The sequence below is a fragment of the Allobosea psychrotolerans genome (genome assembly GCF_002917105.1).
Lineage (GTDB): Bacteria > Pseudomonadota > Alphaproteobacteria > Rhizobiales > Beijerinckiaceae > Allobosea > Allobosea psychrotolerans.
Map to the genome: position 1 here is coordinate 134,300 of NZ_PQFZ01000013.1, position 20,812 is coordinate 155,111.

17 protein-coding genes are annotated in these 20,812 nt (G+C 68.2%); 14 read left to right on the top strand and 3 right to left on the bottom strand.

Annotated features, from left to right (window positions below):
- The first annotated feature begins 151 nt into the window (after positions 1-151).
- The 3 genes from CYD53_RS20415 (at position 152) to CYD53_RS20425 (ending at position 4,054) form a co-directional block, all read left to right on the top strand.
- A complete protein-coding gene (locus tag CYD53_RS20415) occupies positions 152-1,711 on the top strand; it encodes a helicase HerA-like domain-containing protein (protein WP_103719920.1) in 1,560 nt (519 codons plus the stop codon).
- Between the two features lie 382 nt (positions 1,712-2,093).
- Complete coding sequence (locus tag CYD53_RS20420; RefSeq protein WP_103719921.1) at positions 2,094-3,476, top strand: dipeptidase; 1,383 nt, start codon at positions 2,094-2,096, stop codon at positions 3,474-3,476.
- On the top strand, positions 3,473-4,054 hold the full coding sequence (locus CYD53_RS20425; RefSeq protein WP_103719922.1) for an LOG family protein: 582 nt from the start codon (positions 3,473-3,475) through the stop codon (positions 4,052-4,054). The genes CYD53_RS20420 and CYD53_RS20425 overlap by 4 nt, the downstream gene beginning before the upstream one ends.
- 474 nt (positions 4,055-4,528) lie before the next feature.
- Here the strand turns inward: CYD53_RS20425 and CYD53_RS20430 are convergent, their stop codons facing one another.
- A complete protein-coding gene (locus tag CYD53_RS20430) occupies positions 4,529-5,365 on the bottom strand; it encodes a S1 family peptidase (RefSeq protein ID WP_245928352.1) in 837 nt (278 codons plus the stop codon).
- A gap of 236 nt (positions 5,366-5,601) precedes the next feature.
- Positions 5,602-6,384: a S1 family peptidase gene (locus tag CYD53_RS20435; protein ID WP_103719923.1), complete on the bottom strand. Its 783-nt coding sequence runs from the start codon at positions 6,382-6,384 to the stop codon at positions 5,602-5,604.
- 240 nt (positions 6,385-6,624) lie between these two features.
- On the opposite strand from CYD53_RS20435, the gene CYD53_RS20440 reads away from it, so the two are divergent.
- The 7 genes from CYD53_RS20440 (at position 6,625) to CYD53_RS20470 (ending at position 13,284) form a co-directional block, all read left to right on the top strand.
- Entirely contained in the window at positions 6,625-6,945 is a 321-nt protein-coding gene (locus CYD53_RS20440) for a PepSY domain-containing protein (RefSeq protein ID WP_103719924.1), read from the top strand.
- An 86-nt stretch (positions 6,946-7,031) separates the two neighbouring features.
- Complete coding sequence (locus tag CYD53_RS20445; protein ID WP_103719925.1) at positions 7,032-7,700, top strand: response regulator transcription factor; 669 nt, start codon at positions 7,032-7,034, stop codon at positions 7,698-7,700.
- A gap of 9 nt (positions 7,701-7,709) precedes the next feature.
- The gene (locus CYD53_RS20450; protein WP_103719926.1) at positions 7,710-9,086 is read left to right on the top strand and encodes a sensor histidine kinase; all 1,377 of its coding nucleotides are present in this window, start codon (positions 7,710-7,712) and stop codon (positions 9,084-9,086) included.
- A 92-nt stretch (positions 9,087-9,178) separates the two neighbouring features.
- A complete protein-coding gene (gene ccmI, locus CYD53_RS20455; protein WP_103719927.1) occupies positions 9,179-10,282 on the top strand; it encodes a c-type cytochrome biogenesis protein CcmI in 1,104 nt (367 codons plus the stop codon).
- A complete protein-coding gene (ccmE, locus tag CYD53_RS20460; protein ID WP_103719928.1) occupies positions 10,279-10,806 on the top strand; it encodes a cytochrome c maturation protein CcmE in 528 nt (175 codons plus the stop codon). Before ccmI ends, ccmE begins: the two co-directional genes overlap by 4 nt.
- Positions 10,807-10,813: 7 nt before the next feature.
- Positions 10,814-12,811, top strand: a complete 1,998-nt coding sequence (locus tag CYD53_RS20465) for a heme lyase CcmF/NrfE family subunit (protein ID WP_103719929.1) — start codon at positions 10,814-10,816, stop codon at positions 12,809-12,811.
- Between the two features lie 5 nt (positions 12,812-12,816).
- Positions 12,817-13,284 (top strand): cytochrome c-type biogenesis protein, encoded by a 468-nt coding sequence (locus CYD53_RS20470; RefSeq protein ID WP_103719930.1) that lies wholly within the window; start codon positions 12,817-12,819, stop codon positions 13,282-13,284.
- A 153-nt stretch (positions 13,285-13,437) separates the two neighbouring features.
- On the opposite strand, the gene CYD53_RS20475 is transcribed toward CYD53_RS20470, so the two are convergent.
- Positions 13,438-13,959, bottom strand: coding sequence for a hypothetical protein (locus CYD53_RS20475; RefSeq protein ID WP_103719931.1), 522 nt, complete (start codon positions 13,957-13,959; stop codon positions 13,438-13,440).
- Between the two features lie 195 nt (positions 13,960-14,154).
- On the opposite strand from CYD53_RS20475, the gene CYD53_RS20480 reads away from it, so the two are divergent.
- From CYD53_RS20480 to CYD53_RS20495, 4 genes are all read left to right on the top strand, one after another.
- On the top strand, positions 14,155-15,336 hold the full coding sequence (locus CYD53_RS20480; RefSeq protein ID WP_103719932.1) for a trypsin-like peptidase domain-containing protein: 1,182 nt from the start codon (positions 14,155-14,157) through the stop codon (positions 15,334-15,336).
- A gap of 125 nt (positions 15,337-15,461) precedes the next feature.
- Positions 15,462-16,145 (top strand): response regulator transcription factor, encoded by a 684-nt coding sequence (locus CYD53_RS20485; protein WP_069690458.1) that lies wholly within the window; start codon positions 15,462-15,464, stop codon positions 16,143-16,145.
- Between the two features lie 46 nt (positions 16,146-16,191).
- Complete coding sequence (locus CYD53_RS20490; protein ID WP_103719961.1) at positions 16,192-17,673, top strand: sensor histidine kinase; 1,482 nt, start codon at positions 16,192-16,194, stop codon at positions 17,671-17,673.
- A 181-nt stretch (positions 17,674-17,854) separates the two neighbouring features.
- Positions 17,855-20,809, top strand: a complete 2,955-nt coding sequence (locus CYD53_RS20495; RefSeq protein ID WP_103719933.1) for a bifunctional [glutamine synthetase] adenylyltransferase/[glutamine synthetase]-adenylyl-L-tyrosine phosphorylase — start codon at positions 17,855-17,857, stop codon at positions 20,807-20,809.
- Positions 20,810-20,812: the final 3 nt, after the last annotated feature.

Here is a 20,812-nt window from a genome sequence, read left to right on the forward strand (position 1 = left end):
CAAACTGGAGCATCCTTCGAGACGCCGCGTGCCGCGGCTCCTCAGGATGAGGGCTCAAAAATCCAAATGCGATTCCCCTGAGGCTTCCGCCGGCTGGCGCCTTTCGCTACACCCTTGCCCTGACTTTTCGATAACACAACAGGCGGACGGCATGGCGAAAGCAGATCTCGTGGTGGAGGATGGCGCGATCCTGATCGGCAAGAGCTGGAAGGCTGAGAACCTCCTGCTCAAGCTCGCCAATCGCCACGGGCTGGTGACGGGCGCGACCGGCACGGGCAAGACCGTGACCTTGCAGGTGATGGCGGAAGGCTTTGCCCGCAACGGCGTGCCGGTCTTCGCCGCCGACATCAAGGGCGATCTGTCGGGGATAGCCGCGCCCGGCGATTCGAAGCCGGCCTTCGTCAAGCGCGCCGCGGACATCGGCGTGACATACGAGCCCGACCAGTTCACCACCGTGTTCTGGGACGTCTTCGGCGAGCAGGGCCACCCCGTCCGCGCCACCATTTCCGAGATGGGCCCGCTCTTGCTCGCCCGGCTGCTCGACCTCAACGACACCCAGGAGGGCGTGCTCAACATCGCCTTCCGCATCGCCGACGAGCAGAAGCTCTTATTGCTCGATCTGAAGGATCTGCGCGCGATCCTCTCCTTCATCGCCGAGAACGCCTCGGATCTGACGACGAAATACGGCAATGTCACCGCCCAGTCGGTCGGCACGATCCAGCGGCAATTGCTGGTGCTCGAAAACCAGAAGGGCGATCTGTTCTTCGGCGAGCCGGCGCTCGACATCAACGACCTGATGAAGACCGACCGCGACGGCCGAGGCATCGTCAACATCATGGCGGCCGACAAGCTGATGGCCAATCCCAGGCTCTACGCCACCTTCCTGCTCTGGCTGCTCTCGGAATTGTTCGAGCAGCTTCCCGAGGTCGGCGATCTCGACAAGCCAAAACTCGTCTTCTTCTTCGACGAGGCGCATCTCCTGTTCAACGGCGCGCCGAAAGCCCTGCTGACGGCGGTCGAGCAGGTGGTCAGGCTGATCCGTTCGAAGGGCGTCGGCGTCTATTTCGTCACGCAGAACCCGCTCGATATCCCCGATACGGTGCTGGCCCAGCTCGGCAACCGCGTCCAGCACGCCTTGCGCGCCTTCACGCCGCGCGACCAGAAGGCGGTGCGGGCAGCGGCCGAAACCTTCCGCCAGAACCCGAAATTCAAGACCGAGGAGGCGATCACCCAGCTTGCCGTCGGCGAGGCGCTGACCTCGACGCTGGAGGGCAAGGGCACGCCGACCATGGTCGAGCGCACGCTGATCGCGCCGCCCATGGCGCAGGTCGGCCCCTGCAGCGTGCAGGAGCGCCAGCAGGCGATGAACGCCTCCGGCTTCAAGGGCAAATACGACACCATGATCGACGCCGACTCGGCTTACGAGGAGCTGATGCGGCGCAAGAACCTGAAGCCCGACGGATCGCCGATCGAAGCCTCGACCACGGGCGGCGGCGGCATCATGGACACGATCGGCGGCTGGCTCGGCGGCGGTTCGAACGCGCCACGCCCCAAGACCGGCCCCGGCAGCCGCGGCGGGGCCCTGCCGCAGAGCATGACCGAGAAGATCATCACCTCGGCCGCACGCTCGGCCGCGACCTCGATCGGCCGCCAGGTCGGCACCGCGATTTTGCGCGGGGTGCTCGGCAGCATGCTGGGCGGGAAGCGGTAAGGGGAGGGTGCGTCATGCTCGGGCGAAGACCCGAGCATCTCTTGCCAGAGCTTCTCGGCTCTCCGCTTCGCTCCGGCCGAGAATGACGCGCCCACTTCCCTTCTCCCCTGGCGGGAGAAGGTGGCGCGCAGCGCCGGATGAGGGGGCGCCGTGCCCTGTCCGGCTGGCGTCGTGTTCAGGTCATACTGTGAGCTCACGGCGCCCCCTCATCCGTCTCGGCTTCGCCGATCCACCTTCTCCCGCGAGGGGAGAAGGGAAAGCGCGCGCGACCAAGCAACCGCGCCATGCGGCAAGGCGGGCTGACGCAGCCCTCAAGCCTTGTCATGATGGCGCAACCTGAATCGGCTCTCGGATGACGAGGGCCCCTGACCCGTTGAGCGCCATGTCCAAGCTTCCTGCCGTTCTCTCCCGTCTCGATGCCGATCTCGACGCCTCGCTCGCGCGGCTGTCGTCCTGGCTCGAAATCCCCTCGATCTCGACGGATTCCGCCTATTGGCCCGATAGCCGCCGCGCCGCGGAGTGGCTGCGGGCGGATCTGGAATCGCTCGGCTTCAAGGCCTCGCTCGGCGAGACGCCCGGCCAGCCCGTCGTGCTGGCGCACCGGCCCAAGCCCGGCGCGCCGCATGTGCTGTTCTACGGCCATTACGACGTGCAGCCGGTCGACCCGCTGAATCTCTGGGACACCGAGCCGTTCAAGCCGGTGGTCAAGGAGATCGCGCCCGGCCGCAAGGTCATCGTCGCGCGCGGCGCCTGCGACGACAAGGGCCAGGTCATGACCTTCGTCGAGGCGATGCGCGCCACCATTGCCGAGACGGGCGATCTGCCTGTTGGCGTCACCATCCTGGTCGAGGGCGAGGAGGAATCCGGCTCGGTCAACCTGCCGGCCTTCGTCCGCGAAAATGCCGAGGCGTTGAAGGCCGATATCGCGCTGGTCTGCGACACCGGCATGTGGGACCGCGACACGCCGGCAATCACCGCCTCGCTGCGCGGCATGGTCTATCAGGAGGTCACGATCAAATGCGCCGATCGCGACCTGCATTCGGGCCTGTTCGGTGGCGCGGCCGCCAATCCGGTGCATGTGCTCTCGCGCATCATCGCGAGCCTGCATGACGAGACCGGCCGCATCACGGTTCCCGGCTTCTATGAAGGCGTCGAGGAACCGTCGAATTCGCAGAAGGCCGATTGGGCCGATCTGGGGCTGACGGAAGAGGAATTCCTCGGCCAGATCGGCCTGAAGCATTCGATCGGCGAGAAGGGGCGCATGCTGATCGAGCAGATCCAGTCGCGCCCGACCTGCGACGTCAACGGCATCTGGGGCGGCTATACGGGTGAGGGCACCAAGACGGTAATCGCCGCCAAGGCCTCGGCCAAGGTCTCCTTCCGCCTCGTCGGCAAGCAGGACCCCGACAAGATCGCCGCCGCCTTCCAGGCCTATGTCCGCGCGCAATTGCCCGACGACATCTCCGCCGAGTTCATCGTCTACAGCGCCTCGCCGGCAATCGCGGTGCCCGCCGATTCACCGGCGCTGACCAAGGCGCGGGCGGCCCTGACCGAGGAATGGGGCCGCAAGGCGGTGACGATCGGCTCGGGCGGCTCGGTGCCGGTGGTCGGCGATTTCAAGCGCCTGCTCGGCATGGACACGCTGCTCGTAGGCTTCGGCCTCGACGACGACCGGGTGCATTCGCCCAACGAGAAATACGACCTCTCCTCCTTCCATAAGGGACAGCGCTCCTGGGCGCGCATCTTGCAGGCATTGGGTTCATGAAATCGGTTTGCGTCTTCTGCGGGTCCAATCCCGGCAATGAGCCCGTCTATGCGGCGGGCGCCCGCGCCATGGGCGCCGAGATCGCCCGGCGCGGCCTCGTCCTGGTCTATGGCGGCGGCGCGGTCGGATTGATGGGCATCGTCGCCAATGCCGCGCTCGAGGCCGGCGGGGAGGTCCATGGCGTCATTCCGCGCGCCTTGCGCGAGAAGGAGGTCGGCCATCACGGCCTGACGCGGCTCGAAATCGTCGAGACCATGCATATCCGCAAGGCGCGGATGGCCGAGCTTTCGGACGGCTTCATCGCCATGCCCGGCGGCATCGGCACGTTTGAGGAGCTGTTCGAGATCTGGACCTGGGGCCAGCTCGGCATCCACTCCAAGCCGCTCGCCTTCCTCAATGTCGCGGGCTTCTACGACCCGCTCGCGGCCTTCCTCGACAACACCGTCGATGCCGGCTTCCTGAAGCCGACCCATCGCGCCATGGCGATCACGGATACGGAGCCCGCGACCCTGCTCGACCGGATGGAGCAATATGTCCCGGCCGCGACGATCAAATGGGTGGAGAAGGAGCAGGCTTGAGCGGCCGTTTGGAAACGCCAGCCCTCACCCCGAGGTGCCGCGCAGCGGCGTCTCGAGGGAAGAGGGGTTAAAGGACGAATAGTCTCTGAGTGGCCTTCCTGCCGCACCGGACGATGCGCGCAAGCCTGCCTGTTCAAATAGCGGACCGGCCGCGCTCGGAGTTCTGGAGCCTTCGCCGCGAGATCGACTACGCCCTGCCCGAGGAGAGCCTGAGCTATCTGCGGAATCCGAATTAGGCGTTCCGCATTGACGCCTGGGCTCGGGGAACCCTTCTCCCGCGAGGGGAGAAGGGTAGCGGCGTCATTCTCGGGCGTAGCGAAGGAGACCCGAGAATCTCATGCCGGAAAAAGCACCGGCAAGAGGCCGGCTTCCCAGAGATGGTCGGGTCAAGCCCGACCATGACGCTCTCCGATGGGTCCCGGCCTCCAGGATTTAGCCGCGATCAAGCGGCTGACGTTCTCGGCCCGAGCGGGATCAGCGCGAGAACCACCAGCTATAGCTGGCGGGCGGCTGGGGCGCTTCCTCCTGCCGGCCGCCAGTGCCGAGCGCGAGCAGGCGCGCGCTGGCTTCCGTGATCCAGGGGCGATGCTCGTTGATCGGCGTGATCGCGGTGAAGCCGCCGCAGATGCGCCTGGTCCGCGAGTTGAGCGGGCCGCTCGACCAGCTGACGATGCCGACGAGATCGCGCGAGGCAGGCGAACCGCGCAGCACGGGGCCGCCGGAATCGCCGCGGCAGGCCCCGGCGCCGGGGCTCTCGCCCTTGGTCTGCGTGTCGACCGCGACCTTCACGGTGTTGGCCGTGGTGTAGTTGCCGGCATTGACCAGGGGTGTCTCGCGCAGGCGCCGCGCCGTGCTCTTGTTGTCCTCGAGCGCGAGCCCGTAGCCCGCCATGGTCACGGCCTCGCCCTGCCAGAGGCCGCCGCCGAGCGAAAGCGGCTCGATATCGGGCGGCAGCGGCGATGCGAGCCGCAGGAGGGCGAGATCGGTGCCGGGCTGCGTGCGCGGCGTCGTTCCCGGGACAAAGCTCGGATGCGGCAGTACGGCGATCACGGCGTGGCGGCGCGCGCGAAACCGCGGATCGAGGCTGACGACGCGGATCGAGCCGCCGCCCATCAGGCAGTGAGCGGCGGTCAGGACCAGCTCGGGCGCGATCGCCGCGCCGGAGCAGAGTTCGCCGCGGCTGGTCTCGACCCGCAAGGTCGAGGCCCGCATGCCGCCGGCGTCCCGCGATGTCGTGCCGCCCACGACGGCGAGCGCAGGGGAGGCGGCGGCCACGAGTGCAGTGGCGAGTGCAATTGCGCGCAATGTCATGATGGCGACCAAGCTTCGAACTGGCTTCAATGTATGGGTTGCTGCTTGCCAGTCTAGAGGCGGTTAGGGACTATGGAGACGATTTGACGCTGGCGATCTTGCGCGAATGCCGGCGCGCCCTGCGGGTGAGGTGAACGCGACGGAGCTGCAACGTCGCATCGCCTGCGCGATGCTCCTGCCATCTCCGGCGTTTTGACCTCGCCACATCAGCCCTGACAGAACCTCTGGCCCTCCCGTCAGCGGCGTGTTGTCCAGCTGGCGCTCTCGCCCCAGTTCGACAATGTCTTGTCGATCCAGCCGCGCTGGGGGGCGACGAGAACGCCCTGGCTCAACAGGCCGCAACTCTTGCCCGAGGGGCCGGTCGACCAGCTGGCGACGGCGATGACGCCGCCATCGGCTGAGGTTATTGGCCCGCCGGAATCGCCCAGGCAGGCGCCGGCGCCCGCCTTCTTGCCGAGCCCGGCCGCATCGGCCGCCCAGATCAGGATACGGCCGGGACCATAAGGCTCCACAGTAACGAGCCCGGCCGAGCGATAGGTTCCGGTGGTGCGGGCCTCGCCTTCGCGGGTCACGCCATAGCCGGCGAGCGTCACCGCGGAGCCGGCGCGCGGCAGGTCGCCATCGACCAGCGTCGCCGGGACGAAGCGGGCCGGCAGCGCGACCTGGACGCGCAGCAGCACGAGATCGATCGAGCGCCGGCGATTGGCGACGGCCCCGCCGTTGAATTCGGGGTGGATGGCGACGCTGGCGGGGGCGATCAGCACGGGCTCGTCGCTGCCGCCCTCCTTCCAGTGGATGCGCAGATCCGTGCCGCCATCGGCGCAATGCGCCGCCGTCAGGATGGTACGCGACGACAGGACGATGCCCGAGCAGACGCCGCCGCGCGCATTCAGCACCATCAGGGTCGATGCCGCGGCCGGGCCGCCATCGCGGCCGCCGACCACAGCTCCCGCCATCTGCGGCACCGCCATCGCAGACAGCGTCAGCCCGAAGGCTGCGATCATTCGTCCGAGGCCCATGGCGCGCTCCTTACTCGTCGGGAGGGCTGGATAGCGCGGCGGCCAGCCAATTTGAACCCGCAATCGGAAGCGACCATGGAAGGTCTCGCCGCAGGCAGATGTCGCGCTCGTGATCGCCCGGGTCGGCGCCGTGATCGGGCGCGGCCATGAAGGACGTGGACGGGGGATGATTCGGTGACATACTTTGCGCCGATGCACGCCATGGTATTCATGGAGTGTTCAGTCGGCCGGGATTAGCGCATGTCGATGATGCCCGTTGAACCCATCTTCGCTCTCGCTCTGCTCGCGGCCCCGCTGCCGATCGTCCAGATCGACGACCCGACGCCGATCTCATGCCTCTCCGCGCAGGAGATGCGCGAGGCGATCGCGGATGGGCGCGTCATCCAGCCTGCGCAGGCCTCGCGCCATGCCCGCAATGCGGCGCCGGGCGAGGTCTTGCGCATCCGGCTCTGCCGCCAGGGCGATGAATATGTCTATGTGATCACGACGCTGAAGCGAGACGGCCGCGTCGCCCGCGTGACGCTCGAGGGCCAATCTGGCAAGGTCGCGACCATACGCTGAGTGCGAGGCCTCGCGATTCGGGCCCGGCCGGGCCAGATATCATCGCCAATCTGGCAGATAGCTTTACTAAGCAGGAGTACGCGACCGTGAGACTGCTCGTCGTCGAGGACGACAAGGACCTCAACCGCCAGATCGTCACCGCGCTGGAGAATGCCGGCTATGCGGTCGACAAGGCTTTCGACGGTGAGGAAGGGCTCTATCTCGGCGAGACCGAGCCCTATGACGCCGTCATTCTCGATCTCGGCCTGCCGAAGGTCGATGGCGTCGCCGTGCTGCAGGGCTGGCGCCGCGCCGGCAAGGCGATGCCGGTGCTGATCCTGACGGCGCGCGACCGCTGGAGCGACAAGGTCGCGGGCTTCGATGCCGGCGCCGACGATTATGTGGTCAAGCCCTTCCATGTCGAGGAGCTCCTGGCGCGCGTGCGCGCCTTGCTGCGCCGCGCCGCCGGACATGCGACCTCCGAACTCATCTGCGGGCCGGTGAGGCTCGACACGCGCGCCAGCCGCGTCGTCGTCGACGGCAACCCGGTCAAGCTGACCTCGCATGAGTACCGCCTTCTCGCCTATCTGATGCATCATCAGGGCCGCGTCGTCTCGCGTACGGAACTGGTCGAACATCTCTACGACCAGGATTTCGACCGCGATTCGAACACGATCGAGGTCTTCGTCGGCCGCTTGCGCAAGAAGCTCGGCGTCGAGGTCATCGAGACCGTGCGGGGCCTCGGCTACATCGCCGCTGCGCCCGAGAAGGTCTGATCCCGCGCGATGCCGTTGAAGTCGCACCGCTATTCGCTGGGCGCGCGGCTCTTCCTTTCGGCGGCGATCTGCTGCGCGCTGGTGCTGATGCTGGCGGGCATCGGCCTCACGACCTTCTACCGGCGCTCCGCCGAGCGCGGCTTCGACGAGCGCCTCAGCGTCTACATCAAGGAGCTTGTGGCCGACCTCGCCGCGCCGCCCGAAGCGGAGCGGCAGGCGATCGGCGATCTCGGCGAGCCGCGTTTCGATCTGCCCTTGTCGGGGTGGTATTGGCAGATCATCCGGCTCGACGGGGAGAAGCCGACAATTCGCGCCTCGCGCTCGCTCGTTGGCAGCCAGTTGCCGAAATTGCTCGACCAGCAATTGACGCCCAATGCGCGAGGCCTGCGCGAAACCTATATTTCAGGGCCGGACGACCGCTCCCTGCGCGTCCTCGAACGCGAGATCGATGTCGGTGAAGATGGTCGCTTCACCGTGGCGGTCGCGGCTCCCGCCGACGAGATCGACGGCGATATCCGCGATTTCCGCTTCGCCCTGACGCTGACCTTCGTCCTGCTCGGGCTTGCGCTCGTCGCCTCGACGATCATCCAGGTGCGCTTCGGCCTGCGGCCGCTGGTGCGGCTGGGAGCCGCTGTTGGGGCCGTCCGGACCGGCGAGGCGCCGCGCATTGCCGGGCAGTATCCGCCCGATCTCGCTCCGCTGGCGGGGGAACTGAACCAGCTCATCGACGCCAATCGCGAGATCCTGGAGCGGGCGCGCACCCAGGTCGGCAATCTGGCGCATGCGCTGAAGACCCCGCTCAGCGTCATGCTGAACGAGGCGGAGGCCGGGCAGGGCGCGCTGCCCGACATGGTGAAGACGCAGGCCGCGATCATGCGCGACCAGGTTCAGTATTATCTCGACCGCGCCCGGGCCGCTGCGCTGTCGGGCGCGCTCGGCGGGGTGACGGAGACCGCGCCCTCGCTCGATGCGCTGATCCGCACCTTCTCGAAGATCTCGCAGGGGCGCGGCATCACGGGCTCGCATAGCGTGCCGGCCGGAATCCGGTTTCGCGGCGAGAAGCAGGATTTCGAGGAGATGCTGGGCAATCTGCTCGACAATGCCTTCAAATGGGCGGACGCGACCGTCGAGGTCAGCCTCGCGCCGCCATCCGATGTCGGGCCTGAGCGCATCGCGCTCCTGATCGACGATGACGGGCCGGGCTTGCCCAACGAGGCCATGGCGGATGTGCTGAAGCGCGGTCGGCGGCTCGACGAGACGATTCCGGGCTCGGGGCTGGGCCTGTCGATCGTCGCCGATCTGGCCAAGCTCTATGGCGGCGGCCTCTCGCTGCAGAAATCACCGCTGGGCGGCTTGCGGGCCCGCCTCGTCCTGCCTTCGGTTTGAGACGAGCGGCTCTCTGAGATGAGGTGCCTGCGTGACCCTTTGTCGCCACCTTCGCGCGTGAAGCGCGGCCCGCGATTGTCTAAGAGTTCCTGATGCTGATCTGGATCATCTTCGCGGTCATGACGGGGGCGGCGGTTTTCGCGCTGCTCTGGCCGCTCGGCCGTGGCCAGGGCGCGGCTTTCGCCGACGGCTCGGATGCCGCGAGCCTTTATCGCGCCCAGCTCGATGAGATCGACCGTGACCTCGGTCGCACGCTGATCGGCCCGGCCGAGGCTGAAGCCGCCCGTGTCGAGGCCGCGCGGCGTCTCCTGCGCGCGGCCGACAAGGAGGGCGATCCGGCCGGCGAGACGGAATCGTCGCTGCGCCGCCGCCGTGCCAGCTCGGCGCTGGCCTTGTCCTGCGTGCCGCTGCTCGCATTGCTGGTCTATGGCGCCTATGGCTCGCCCACGCGCCCCGACCAGCCGCTCTCGGCGCGGTTGCGAAGCGATCCGTCGCAGCAGGATTTCGCGGTGTCGCTGGCCCGCATCGAGGCGCATCTGGCGGCCAATCCGGCGGATGGCCGCGGCTGGGCGGTGCTCGCGCCGGTCTATCTGCGGCAGGGCCGGCCCGAAGACGCGGTGCGCGCCTTTGCCGCCGCGATCCGCAATGGCGAGGACGGGGCGGAGATGCGCGCCGGTCTCGGTGAGGCTCAGATCCTTGCGGCCGGCGGCGTGGTAACCGCCGAGGCACGCGAAACCCTCGCCGAGGCACTCAAGCGCGAGCCCGGCAATCCGCGCGCGCGCTTCTTTCTCGCCATCGCCAGGGAGCAGGACGGCGACAGCCAGGGCGCGGTTGCCGCGTTCGAAAGCCTGCTCAAGGATGCGCCGCCCGGCGCGGCCTGGGTCTCGGCCGTCCGCCAGAGGCTGCAGGCGATCGATGGCGACACGGCGCGGGCCGCGATCGCCAGGCTGCCGGCGGCCGATCAGCAGGCCGCGATCCGTGGCATGGTCGAAGGGCTGGCCGAGCGCCTGAAGGCTGGCGGCGGCACGCTGGCCGAATGGGAAAGATTGATCCGCTCGCAGAACGTGCTCGGCGAGAAGGCCGCCGCGCGCGAGGCAATCGCGACGGCGCGTTCGCGCCTGTCGCAGGATAGCGCCGCACTCGTGCAGCTCGACCGGCTGGCGGGCGAACTCGGGCTGAAGGAGCAGGCGCCATGACAGCTGCCGAGCCGTTACCTCCGATCGCCGCCAAGCGCCGCTGGACCCGCAAGCAGCGCCGTTTGGCCCTGATCGCCGCGGCCGGCTTCGTGCTCTGCCTGGCTGCCGGGCTGGTGCTCGTCGCCATGCGCGACACCATCGTCTTCTTCTACGGACCGACCGAGATCGTCGAGAAGGGGCTCGCGCCCGGCACGCGCATGCGGCTCGGCGGGCTGGTCGAGACCGGTTCGGTCGTGCGTGGCCCAGGCCAGCGCGTCGTCTTTGCGATCACCGACAGCAAGACCACGCTCAACGTGACCTATCAGGGGCTCCTGCCCGATCTCTTCCGCGAAGGGCAGGGCGTCGTCACCGAAGGCGTCTTCGAGGGCGCGGGCCGCTTCCGCGCCGACTCGGTCCTCGCCAAGCATGACGAGACCTATATGCCGCGCGAGGTCGCCGACACGCTGAAGAAGCAGGGCCATTGGCAGCCCGGAGCGACCAGCCCGAACCCATCCCCCGTCACGCCGTCCCCGGTGACCAAATGAGGCGCGCATGATCGTCGAGATCGGCCATTTCGCGCTTGCCTTGGCGCTTGGCGTCGCCGTCGTGCAGGCCCTGGTGCCGCTCTGGGGCGTGGCGCGCCATGACCGGGCGCTGGCCTCGGTCGGCACCGCTGCGGCGATCACCTGCTTCCTGCTGGTCGCGTTGTCTTTCGCGGCCCTGGTCGCGTCTTACGTCCGGTCCGACTTCTCGGTCGAGAACGTCGCTTCGAACTCGCATTCAGCCCAGCCGCTGATCTACAAACTGACCTCGGCCTGGGGCAATCACGAAGGCTCGATGCTGCTCTGGGTCTTGATCCTGACGCTGTTCGGGGCGTTGGTGGCGCTGTCGCGCCATTCGCTGCCGGCGCGGCTGCGGGCTGGCACGCTCGCCGCCCAAGGCACGATCACGGTCGCCTTCCTCGCCTTCACGCTCTTGACCTCGAACCCCTTCCGGCGGCTCGATCCGGCGCCGGGCGAGGGCCAGGATCTCAACCCGATCCTCCAGGACCTCGGTCTCGCGATCCATCCGCCGCTGCTCTATGTCGGCTATGTCGGCTTCTCCATCACCTATGCCTTCGCAGTCGCGGCCCTGATCGACGGGCGCATCGACGCGGTCTGGGCGCGCGCGGTCCGGCCCTGGACGCTGCTCGCCTGGGTGTTCCTGACGCTGGGCATCGCGATGGGCTCCTACTGGGCCTATTACGAGCTCGGCTGGGGCGGCTGGTGGTTCTGGGATCCGGTCGAGAACGCCTCGCTGATGCCCTGGCTCGCCGGCACGGCTCTGATCCATTCCACCGTGGTGATGGAGAAGCGCGACGCGCTCAAGGTCTGGACGATCCTGCTCGCGATCCTGACCTTCTCGCTCTCGCTGCTCGGCACCTTCATCGTCCGCTCCGGCGTGCTGACCTCGGTGCATTCCTTCGCCAGCGACCCGGCGCGCGGGCTCTTTATTCTCGCGATCCTGATCTTCTTCGTCGGCGGCTCGCTGGCGCTCTTCGCCTGGCGCGCGCCCTTGCTCAGGCAGGGCGGCCTGTTCGCGCCGGTCTCCCGCGAGGGGGCGCTGGTCGTCAACAACGTCTTCATCGCGACCTCCTGCGCCACGGTCTTCATCGGCACGCTCTATCCGCTGGTGCTGGAGATGCTGACCGGGGACAAGATCTCGGTCGGCCCGCCCTTCTTCAACGCGACCTTCGTGCCGCTGCTGGTGCCGCTGCTGCTGATCCTGCCGCTCGGCCAGTCGCTGGCCTGGAAGCGCGGCAATCTGCTCGGCGCGGCGCAGCGCAGCGCCGCCGCCTTCGGGCTCGGCATTCTCGTCGCGGTGGGCGTGCTCGCCTATATGCGCGGCGGGCCGGTGCTGGCGCCGCTCGGCATCGGGCTCGGCGTTTTCCTGGTCACCGGCGCGATCTTCGACCTCGGCGAGCGCATCGTCGCGCGCGCCAGCGGCCTGCGGGCTGTTCTCTCGCGAGCCAAGGGCTTGCCGCGCTCCGCCTGGGGCACGGCCTTCGCCCATGCCGGCGTCGGCCTGAGCGTGATCGGCGTCGCCGCCGCCGCCTGGAGCACGGAGGCGATCGGCATCCTGAAGCCGGGCGAAAGCCTGACCAGCGGCCGCTACACCGTGGTGCTGGAAAGCATCACCCCGCGCCCCGGCCCGAATTTCCGCGAGGATGTGGTGCGGTTCCGCATCCTGTCGGGCGAGAGGCCGCTCAAGCCTGTCGAGGCGATGAAGCGCGTCTACACCGCTCGCGCCATGCCGACGAGCGAGGCCGGCATCCGCACTGACGGCCTGAGCCAGGCCTATGTCAATGTCGGCGAGATGGAGGGCAATGGCGGTATCGCCGTCAGGCTCTATGACAAGCCATTGATCCTGTTGATCTGGATCGGCGCGCTCGTGATGGCCTTCGGTGGGGCGCTGTCGCTGACCGACCGGCGCTTCCGGCTGGCGGCGCCGCAGCGTGCCAAGGCTGCCCGCGCCAAGCCTGTCCCCGCTGCGCCTCAACCGGCGGAGTGAGGCCGATGCTGCGCGCCCTTGTCATCGTTGCGCTCTGCCTGGGCTGGGCCGGTCCCGGCCGCGCCGTCCAGCCTGACGAGGTTTTGCCGAACGCCGCGCTCGAACACCGCGCCCGGGCGATTTCCGGCGGTTTGCGCTGTCTCGTCTGCCAGAACCAGTCGATCGACGATTCCGATGCGCCCCTGGCGCGCGATCTGCGCATCCTGGTGCGCGAGCGGCTGGTCGCGGGCGACAGCGACGCGGCGGTGCAGGAGTTCGTCGTCGCGCGCTATGGCGATTTCGTGCTGCTGCGTCCGCCCTTCACGATCCGGACCGTGGCGCTCTGGGCCGGACCGTTCCTGATCCTGCTATTGGGCCTCGCCTTCATCTGGCGCAGCGGACGGCGGATGAAGCCGGTGGGCGAGGCAGTTGCGCCATTGTCGCCGGACGAACAGGCGCGCATCGCGGCGCTGATGAAGCGGGACGGCGAGTAGGCCGCATCTCATAACGACGGCCGTTCCATCTGGCTTGAACCGTCATTGCGAGGAGCGTGAGCGACGAAGCAATCCAGGAGGGCTCGCGCAACCCTCTGGATTGCTTCGCTGCGCTCGCAATGACGGCGTGGTCCCAGCCGAAATCATCAGAGTTTAGCGGCTGATGCCGCATTGGCTGAAGAGCTCCGCCGCATAGGCCGATTCATGCCGGCCGGAGATGGCGCGCGCGACCCTGCCGTTCTCGGAGGGCCGGGTGGATGCGAAGGTCGCATAGGTTCGCGCGAAGCAGGCCGCCTTTTCCCCGCTATGCCCACGCTGGGCCGCGACCCTCAGCCCGGCTGAGTATGCGCCTCTGGATTTGGGCACCAGATATGCGCCGGCCTCTTGCGTCTGCCGGCGCGCGGCCCGGTCAGCCAGCCGGTCGATCCCGCAGCGGCTGCGTTGCTCGGCGTTGTAGGCCGGGGTCGAGGCCGCGTGCCAGTTGCGCCGCCCATCGGCCTTCTCCACGACGACGGCGTGCCTGGCAAAGACCTGCGCATAGCATTCGGCTTTGGCGTAACCTCGGCCCTGGGCTATTCGCAGCCCGGATTGATAGGCCGTCACGCGCTGCGCCAGCGCCGCATTGCTGCCGAGCAGCAGCAGCATGGCGGCGACCGCATGTCTGAGAACGCTCATCGTCAATCCCCCCGCGAATATCGGTTCGCGGACGGAGTGTTTCCGCCGCGCCAATGCGCGTCAAGCGTGCGGGGGTGGCGACGGCCTCAACCTTACGAAATCGTCATCTTCGCGCCAAATCCGGGTAAGGCTGCGCCCGTCATGGTCCCTAGCACAGACAGGGAAGGCCCTGCCGATCTGACCGAGGGTTTCGCCATGACGACCACCACATCAAAATCCATTCTGAAGCGCGGCGTCCTGATCGCCGGTGCCGCCACGCTCGGCATCGGCCTTGCCGCCGGCATCGCCGATGGCGCGCTGAAGCTCGACCACAGGGCCTTCGCCCAGCCGATTCAGCTCTCGGGCGTCCAGACGCAATTGCCCTCCTTCGCCGACATCGTCGAGAAGGTGAAGCCCGCCGTCGTCTCCGTCCGCGTCAAGACCCAGACCGTCGCCGCCGCCGACGAGGACGGCCAGGGCAGCCTGGACGACCTGCCGCCGCAGCTGCGCCGCTTCTTCCGGGACTTCGACGAGCAGCGGGGCGGCCGCCAGGGCCGGCCGCAGCCGCGCCAGGGCATGGCGCAGGGCTCCGGCTTCTTCGTCAGCCAGGACGGCTATGTCGTGACCAACAACCATGTCGTCGAGAACGCGGTCGACGTCCAGCTCGTCACCGATGACGGCAAGACGCTGGCGGCCAAGGTCGTGGGCACCGATCCGCGCACCGATCTCGCGCTGCTGAAGGTCAAGGATGGCGGCAATTTCCAGTACGTCCAGCTCGCCTCGGCCAAGCCGCGCATCGGCGACTGGGTGCTGGCTGTCGGCAACCCCTTCGGGCTCGGCGGCACGGTGACGGCCGGCATCGTCTCGGCGCAGGGACGCGATATCGGCTCGGGCCCCTATGACGATTACCTGCAGATCGATGCGCCGGTGAACAAGGGCAATTCCGGTGGCCCGACCTTCAACCAGCAGGGCCAGGTCGTCGGGGTCAATACCGCGATCTTCTCGCCCTCTGGCGGCAGCGTCGGCATCGCCTTCGCCATTCCCTCTTCGACCGTCGAGCAGGTCGTCGATGCGCTGAAGAAGGACGGCTCGGTCGCACGCGGCTTCATCGGCGTGCAGATCCAGCCGGTGACGAGCGAAGTCGCCGACGCGATCGGCCTCAAGGACGCGCATGGCGCCCTGGTCGCGAGCGCGGAAAAGGACGGCCCGGCCGCCAAGGCCGGCGTCAAGCGCGGAGACACCATCGTCGCCGTCAATGGCGAGCAGGTGAAGGATGCGCGCGACCTCTCGCGCAAGATCGCCAAATTCGCGCCGGGCACCAAGACCAATCTCACGGTCTGGCGCGACGGGCATGAGCGCCAGCTCAGCTTCGAGGTTGGCCGCCAGCCGGCGGCCTGAACAGGGGCAGGCTCGAGTCTCACGGTTCCTGTCGCCCCCACCGGGAGACCAGCCTTCACCTGCGGCAGGCCGGATGCGTATCGTCCGGCCTGCCGTTTTTGCGTTTTGTAGGATAGGCTTATCGCATGCGACTCTTGATCGTTGAAGATGATGCCGAGGCAGCGGCCTATCTGACCAAGGCTTTCCGCGAGGCCGGCCATGTCGCCGACCATGCCGCCGACGGGCTCGAGGGCTACGCCATGGCAGAGGGCGGCGGCTATGACGTGCTGGTGGTCGACCGCATGCTGCCGCGTCTCGACGGGCTGTCATTGATCCGCTCGCTGCGCGAGCAGAACGACGTGACCCCGGCGCTGATCCTCTCGGCGCTGGCGCAGGTCGATGACCGGGTGAAGGGCCTGCGCGCCGGCGGCGACGACTATCTGCCGAAACCCTATGCCTTTTCCGAACTGCTCGCGCGGGTCGAGGTGCTGTCGCGCCGCCGCGCCGCGCCGGCCTCGGAACCCACGACCTATCGCGTCGGGGACCTCGCGCTCGACCGGCTCGCCCATCGCGTCGCGCGTGGCGAGGAGGAGATTCCGCTGCAGCCGCGCGAGTTCCGCCTGCTCGAATATCTGATGAAACATGCCGGGCAGGTGGTGACGCGCACCATGCTGCTGGAGAATGTCTGGGACTATCATTTCGACCCCCAGACCAATGTCATCGACGTGCATGTCAGCCGCCTGCGCGCCAAGGTCGACAAGGGCTTCGAACACCCGATGATCCACACCATTCGCGGCGCGGGATACATGGTCCGTGACACGGCGCGCTGATCCGGCCGAGCAGGGCGCGGCTGCGCAGAGCGTTCCGCGCAAGACGATGCAATCCGCGGCCACGCATCTCCTGCCGAACCTGTTCCGCACCACCGCCTTCAAGCTGACGGCGGTCTATCTCGTCATCTTCGCGCTCTTCGCCGGCTTCGTGCTGGGCTATGTCGCCTGGAACGCCAAGCGCCTGCTCGACGACCAGATCCGCTCGACCATCGACGCCGAGATCCAGGGCCTCGCCGAGCAGCAGCGCCAGGGTGGCATCAGGCGGCTCGTCAACATCATCGAGCGGCGCTCGCGCGGGCCCGGCGCCTCGCTCTACCTCGTCACCACGCCGGTGGGCGATCGGCTCGCCGGCAATGTCGAGGCCGTGCCGCCGGGTGCGCTCGATCGGCCGGGCGAAAGCGAGATCGAATATGCGCGCTCCGCCGATGCGGTGGATACGCCGAGCCGCGCGATCGTGCGCGTCTTCGTGCTGCCGGCGGGGTTCAGGCTGCTGGTCGGGCGCGATGTCGAGGAGCGCGAGCGTCTCGGCGTGGTGATCAGGCGCGCGGCCGGCTGGTCGCTGCTGCTGGTCTTCGTGCTCGGCTGCTTTGCGAGCTGGTTCGTGGCGCGCCGTGTGCTGAAGCGCGTCGACGGCATGACCGACACGGCCCAGTCGATCATGGCCGGAGACCTGAAGGGCCGGCTGTCGATCTCGGGCACGGGCGACGAGCTCGACCGCCTGGCGCTGAACCTCAACGCCATGCTCGACCGTATCGGTGAACTGATGGCCGGCATGCAGCAGGTCTCCGACAACATCGCCCATGACCTGAAGACGCCGCTGACCCGGCTGCGCAACCGCGCCGAGGAGGCGCTGCGCACGGCGAAATCTCCCGACGAACTGCGCGCCGCGCTCGACGGCTCGATCGACGAGGCCGACAACCTGATCCGCGTCTTCAACGCGCTCCTGATGATCGCGCGGCTCGAGACCGGCCGCATCCAGGACAGCATGGACACGCTCGACCTTTCCGAGATCGTCTCCGGCATGGCGGAACTCTATGAGCCGCTGGCCGAGGAGGCTGGCCTCTCGCTGGTCACCGAAGTCGCGCCGGAATTGCATGTCTCGGGCAATCGCGAACTGCTCGGCCAGGCGCTCGCCAATCTGATCGACAATGCCCTGAAATACGGCCAGCCGGTAGAGGCGGGTGCGGCGACCGTGGTGGTCTCGGCGGCGCCTGTCGGCTCCGAGATCGAGCTCGTCGTCGCCGATCACGGGCCGGGCGTCCCGGAGGCCGATCGCGGCCGCGTGCTGGAGCGCTTCGTCAGGCTCGACCAGAGCCGCAGCAAGCCCGGCTTCGGGCTCGGCCTTGCGCTGGCGGCTGGCGTCGTCCGGCTGCATGGCGGCCAGCTCCGGCTGGAGGACAACGCGCCGGGCCTGCGCGTGGTGATCTCCCTGCCTCAAGTGCAGCCGAAGCCTGTGGACATGCATGAGGGCGGCGCGCTCCCGGCCTCGACAGCGCAGCCGAACCCTGCTGGCTTGCAATCGGCTTGAGTCCGTTTGGAACCTCCAGCCCTCATCCTGAGGAGCCGCGCAGCGGCGTCTCGAAGGATGCTCCAGATGGTTCCGGAGCCTCCTGGAGCATCCTTCGAGACGCCATTCCCAAGGGAATGGCTCCTCAGGATGAGGGCTCAGGGAATGACCAGGAGGCTCCGGGAACAGCGGGACTGAGACGATGGACGGGCGGCTTTGCGATCGACTGAAGGCCGCGCCTGTGCTGCCGGCCAAAGCCCGCCGCGAGGCGCTGCTGGCGCGCGAGCTGATCGAGCGCTTGCGCGACGATGGCGCCGCTGAGGCCCTGACGCAGCATTTCGCCGCCAATCCGGCATCAGCCGATCTCGTCGCCGGCATCCTGGCGCATTCGCCCTTCCTGACGCAGGTCATGCGGCTCGATCCGGCTGGGCTTGTCCTGGCCTTGACGACAGCGCCGGAGGCGCGGCGCGATGCCTTGCTGGCCGAGATCGCGGCCATCGCCGCGTCGGGCGTCGAGACGGCCGAACTCATGCGTGCCCTGCGCCGTTTCCGGCAGGCGATGGCGCTCCTGATCGCGCTCGCCGATATCGGCGGCGTCTGGGATGTCGAGACGGTGACGGCGGCGCTGACGGCGATGGCCGATGCCGCCGTGCGGCTTGCGACCGAGCATGTCCTGCGGCAGGCGGCCGATCTCGGCCGCATCCGCTTGGGCGACCCCGCCGATCCCGGCGCGGGCTGCGGCCTCGTCGTGCTCGCGCTCGGCAAGCATGGCGCGGGCGAGCTGAACTACTCCTCCGACATCGACATCGTCGTCTTCTTCGATCCCGAGGCGGCCGAGGCTGCAGGCGTCGCCGAGCCGTCGAGCTTCTTCGTCAAGCTGACGCAGGCCATCGCGCGCATCATCCAGGAGCGCACGCCCGACGGCTATGTCTTCCGCGTCGATCTGCGCCTGCGGCCGGATCCGGCCTCGACCCATGTCGCGGTCGCGCTGCCCAGTGCCTATTCCTATTACGAGACCGTCGGCCAGAACTGGGAACGCGCCGCCATGATCAAGGCGCGGCCGGTCGCGGGCGATCTCGCGCTGGGCAAGCGCTTCCTCGCCGATCTCGCCCCCTTCATCTGGCGCAAATATTTCGACTTCGCCGCGATCGCCGACATCCATGCGATGAAGCGCCAGATCCAGACGGTGAAGGGCCATGAGACGATCGCCGTCGAGGGCCATAATGTGAAGCTCGGACGGGGCGGCATCCGCGAGATCGAGTTCTTCGTGCAGACGCAGCAGCTCGTCTTCGGCGGCCGGCGCCCGGCCCTGCGCGGGCCGCGCACGCTGGAGATGCTCGGCGAATTGACGCATGAAGGCTGGATCACGCCCAAGGCGCGCGACGAGCTGGCCGAATCCTATCGCTATCTGCGCGTGATCGAACATCGCCTGCAGATGCGCCATGACGAGCAGACGCAGACCCTGCCCAAGGCGAAGGGCGATCTGGAGGCCTTCGCACGCTTCTGCGGCTATCCCTCGACTGCGGCCTTCGGCAAGGCGCTGACGGCTCATGCCAGGCGCGTCGAGGGGCATTACGCCCTGCTCTTCGAGGAGGGGCCGAGCCTGGCCAGCGAAGCGGGCACGCTGAGCTTCACCGGCACCGGGCTCGACCCGGACACATTGGCGACCTTGCGCAAGCTCGGCTTCCGCGACCCCGGCACCGCCGCCGAGACGGTGCGCGGCTGGCATTTCGGCCGCCGCGCCGCCGTCACCAGCGCCCGCGCCCGCGAGGTCCTGACGGAGCTCACGCCGGCGCTGTTGGTGGCACTCGGCCGCACCGTCGACCCTGACGGCGCACTCGCCCATCTCGACAACGCCTTCGTGCGCATGCCGGCTGCGGTCGAATTGCTGACGCTGCTGCGCTCGCATGCTTCGCTGCTGACGATCTTCGCCGACATCCTCGGCAGCGCGCCCAGGCTCGCCAAGGTCGCGGCGCTCTATCCCCATGTCCTCGACGGCATCATCGATCCGGCCTTCACCTCGGCCAATCTCGACACCGACGCCTTGACCGGGCGCATCAGGGCCGTCGTCGGCAATCCGCCGCCCAGCGTCGAGGACGGGCTCGATCGCTTGCGCGATGCGGCGCGGCAGGAGAATTTCCTCGTCGGTGCGCGCCTGATTTCGGGCGTCTACCGCGCCCAGCAGGCCGGCCAGGCCTATTGCGCCGTGGCCGAAGGCTGCCTGCGCGTCGCCTTCGACGATACGCGGGCCGCCTTCGGCGCCGATCATGGCGTCATTGCGGGCGCGGAGACGGTGGTGCTGGGGCTGGGCCGGCTCGGCGCGGGCGAACTCACGCCATCCTCCGATCTCGACCTGATCCTGCTCTATGACCGGCCGGAGGACGCCGGCCCGAGCGATGGCGCCAAGAGCCTCGACCCCGTCACCTGGCATGTCCGCTTCACCCAGCGGCTCGTGGCGGCGCTGACGGTGCCGACGCGGCGCGGCGGGCTCTACCAGGTCGATATGCGCCTGCGGCCCACCGGCAACAAAAGCCCGGCGGCGACCCAGTTCTCCGGCTTCGAGGCCTATCACACCGGCGAGGCCGAGATCTGGGAGGAGATGGCGCTGACGCGCGCCCGCGTCGTCGCCGGCGATGCCGGGCTGGCGCGCCGGGCGCAAGGAGCGATTAGTCAGATCCTGCGGCGCGAACGCAAACCGGCGAAGGTCGCAACTGCGGTGCTGGAAATGCGCACCCTGATCGCCAAGGAGAAGGGCGAGAGCGATCCCTGGGACCTGAAGCTCGTGGCTGGGGGCCTGACCGATCTGGATTTCCTGGCGCAGTTCCTGGTGCTGGCCCATGCCGCGCGCCACCCTGCTCTGGTCGCGCCCGATACCGCTTCGGTTTTTGCCGCGGCGCGGGAGGCTGGATTGCTGTCGCCCGCTGACGCTGCCTTCCTGATCGAGGCGCACAGGCTGATCGGCGATGTTCAGCTCTGGCAGCGCTTCACCGTCGAGGAGGCGTTCAATCCCGCCGCCGTGCCGCCGCGTGTGCTCAAGCGGATCGCGACGGCTGTGGGCCGGCCGGACGCCAAGGTGCTGCGGGCGGAGCTGGACGAGATGCGCGCCGGTGTCCGCGCCCTGTTCCAGAAGCTGCTCGGCGCCGCCCGCGCCGGGTGAAAG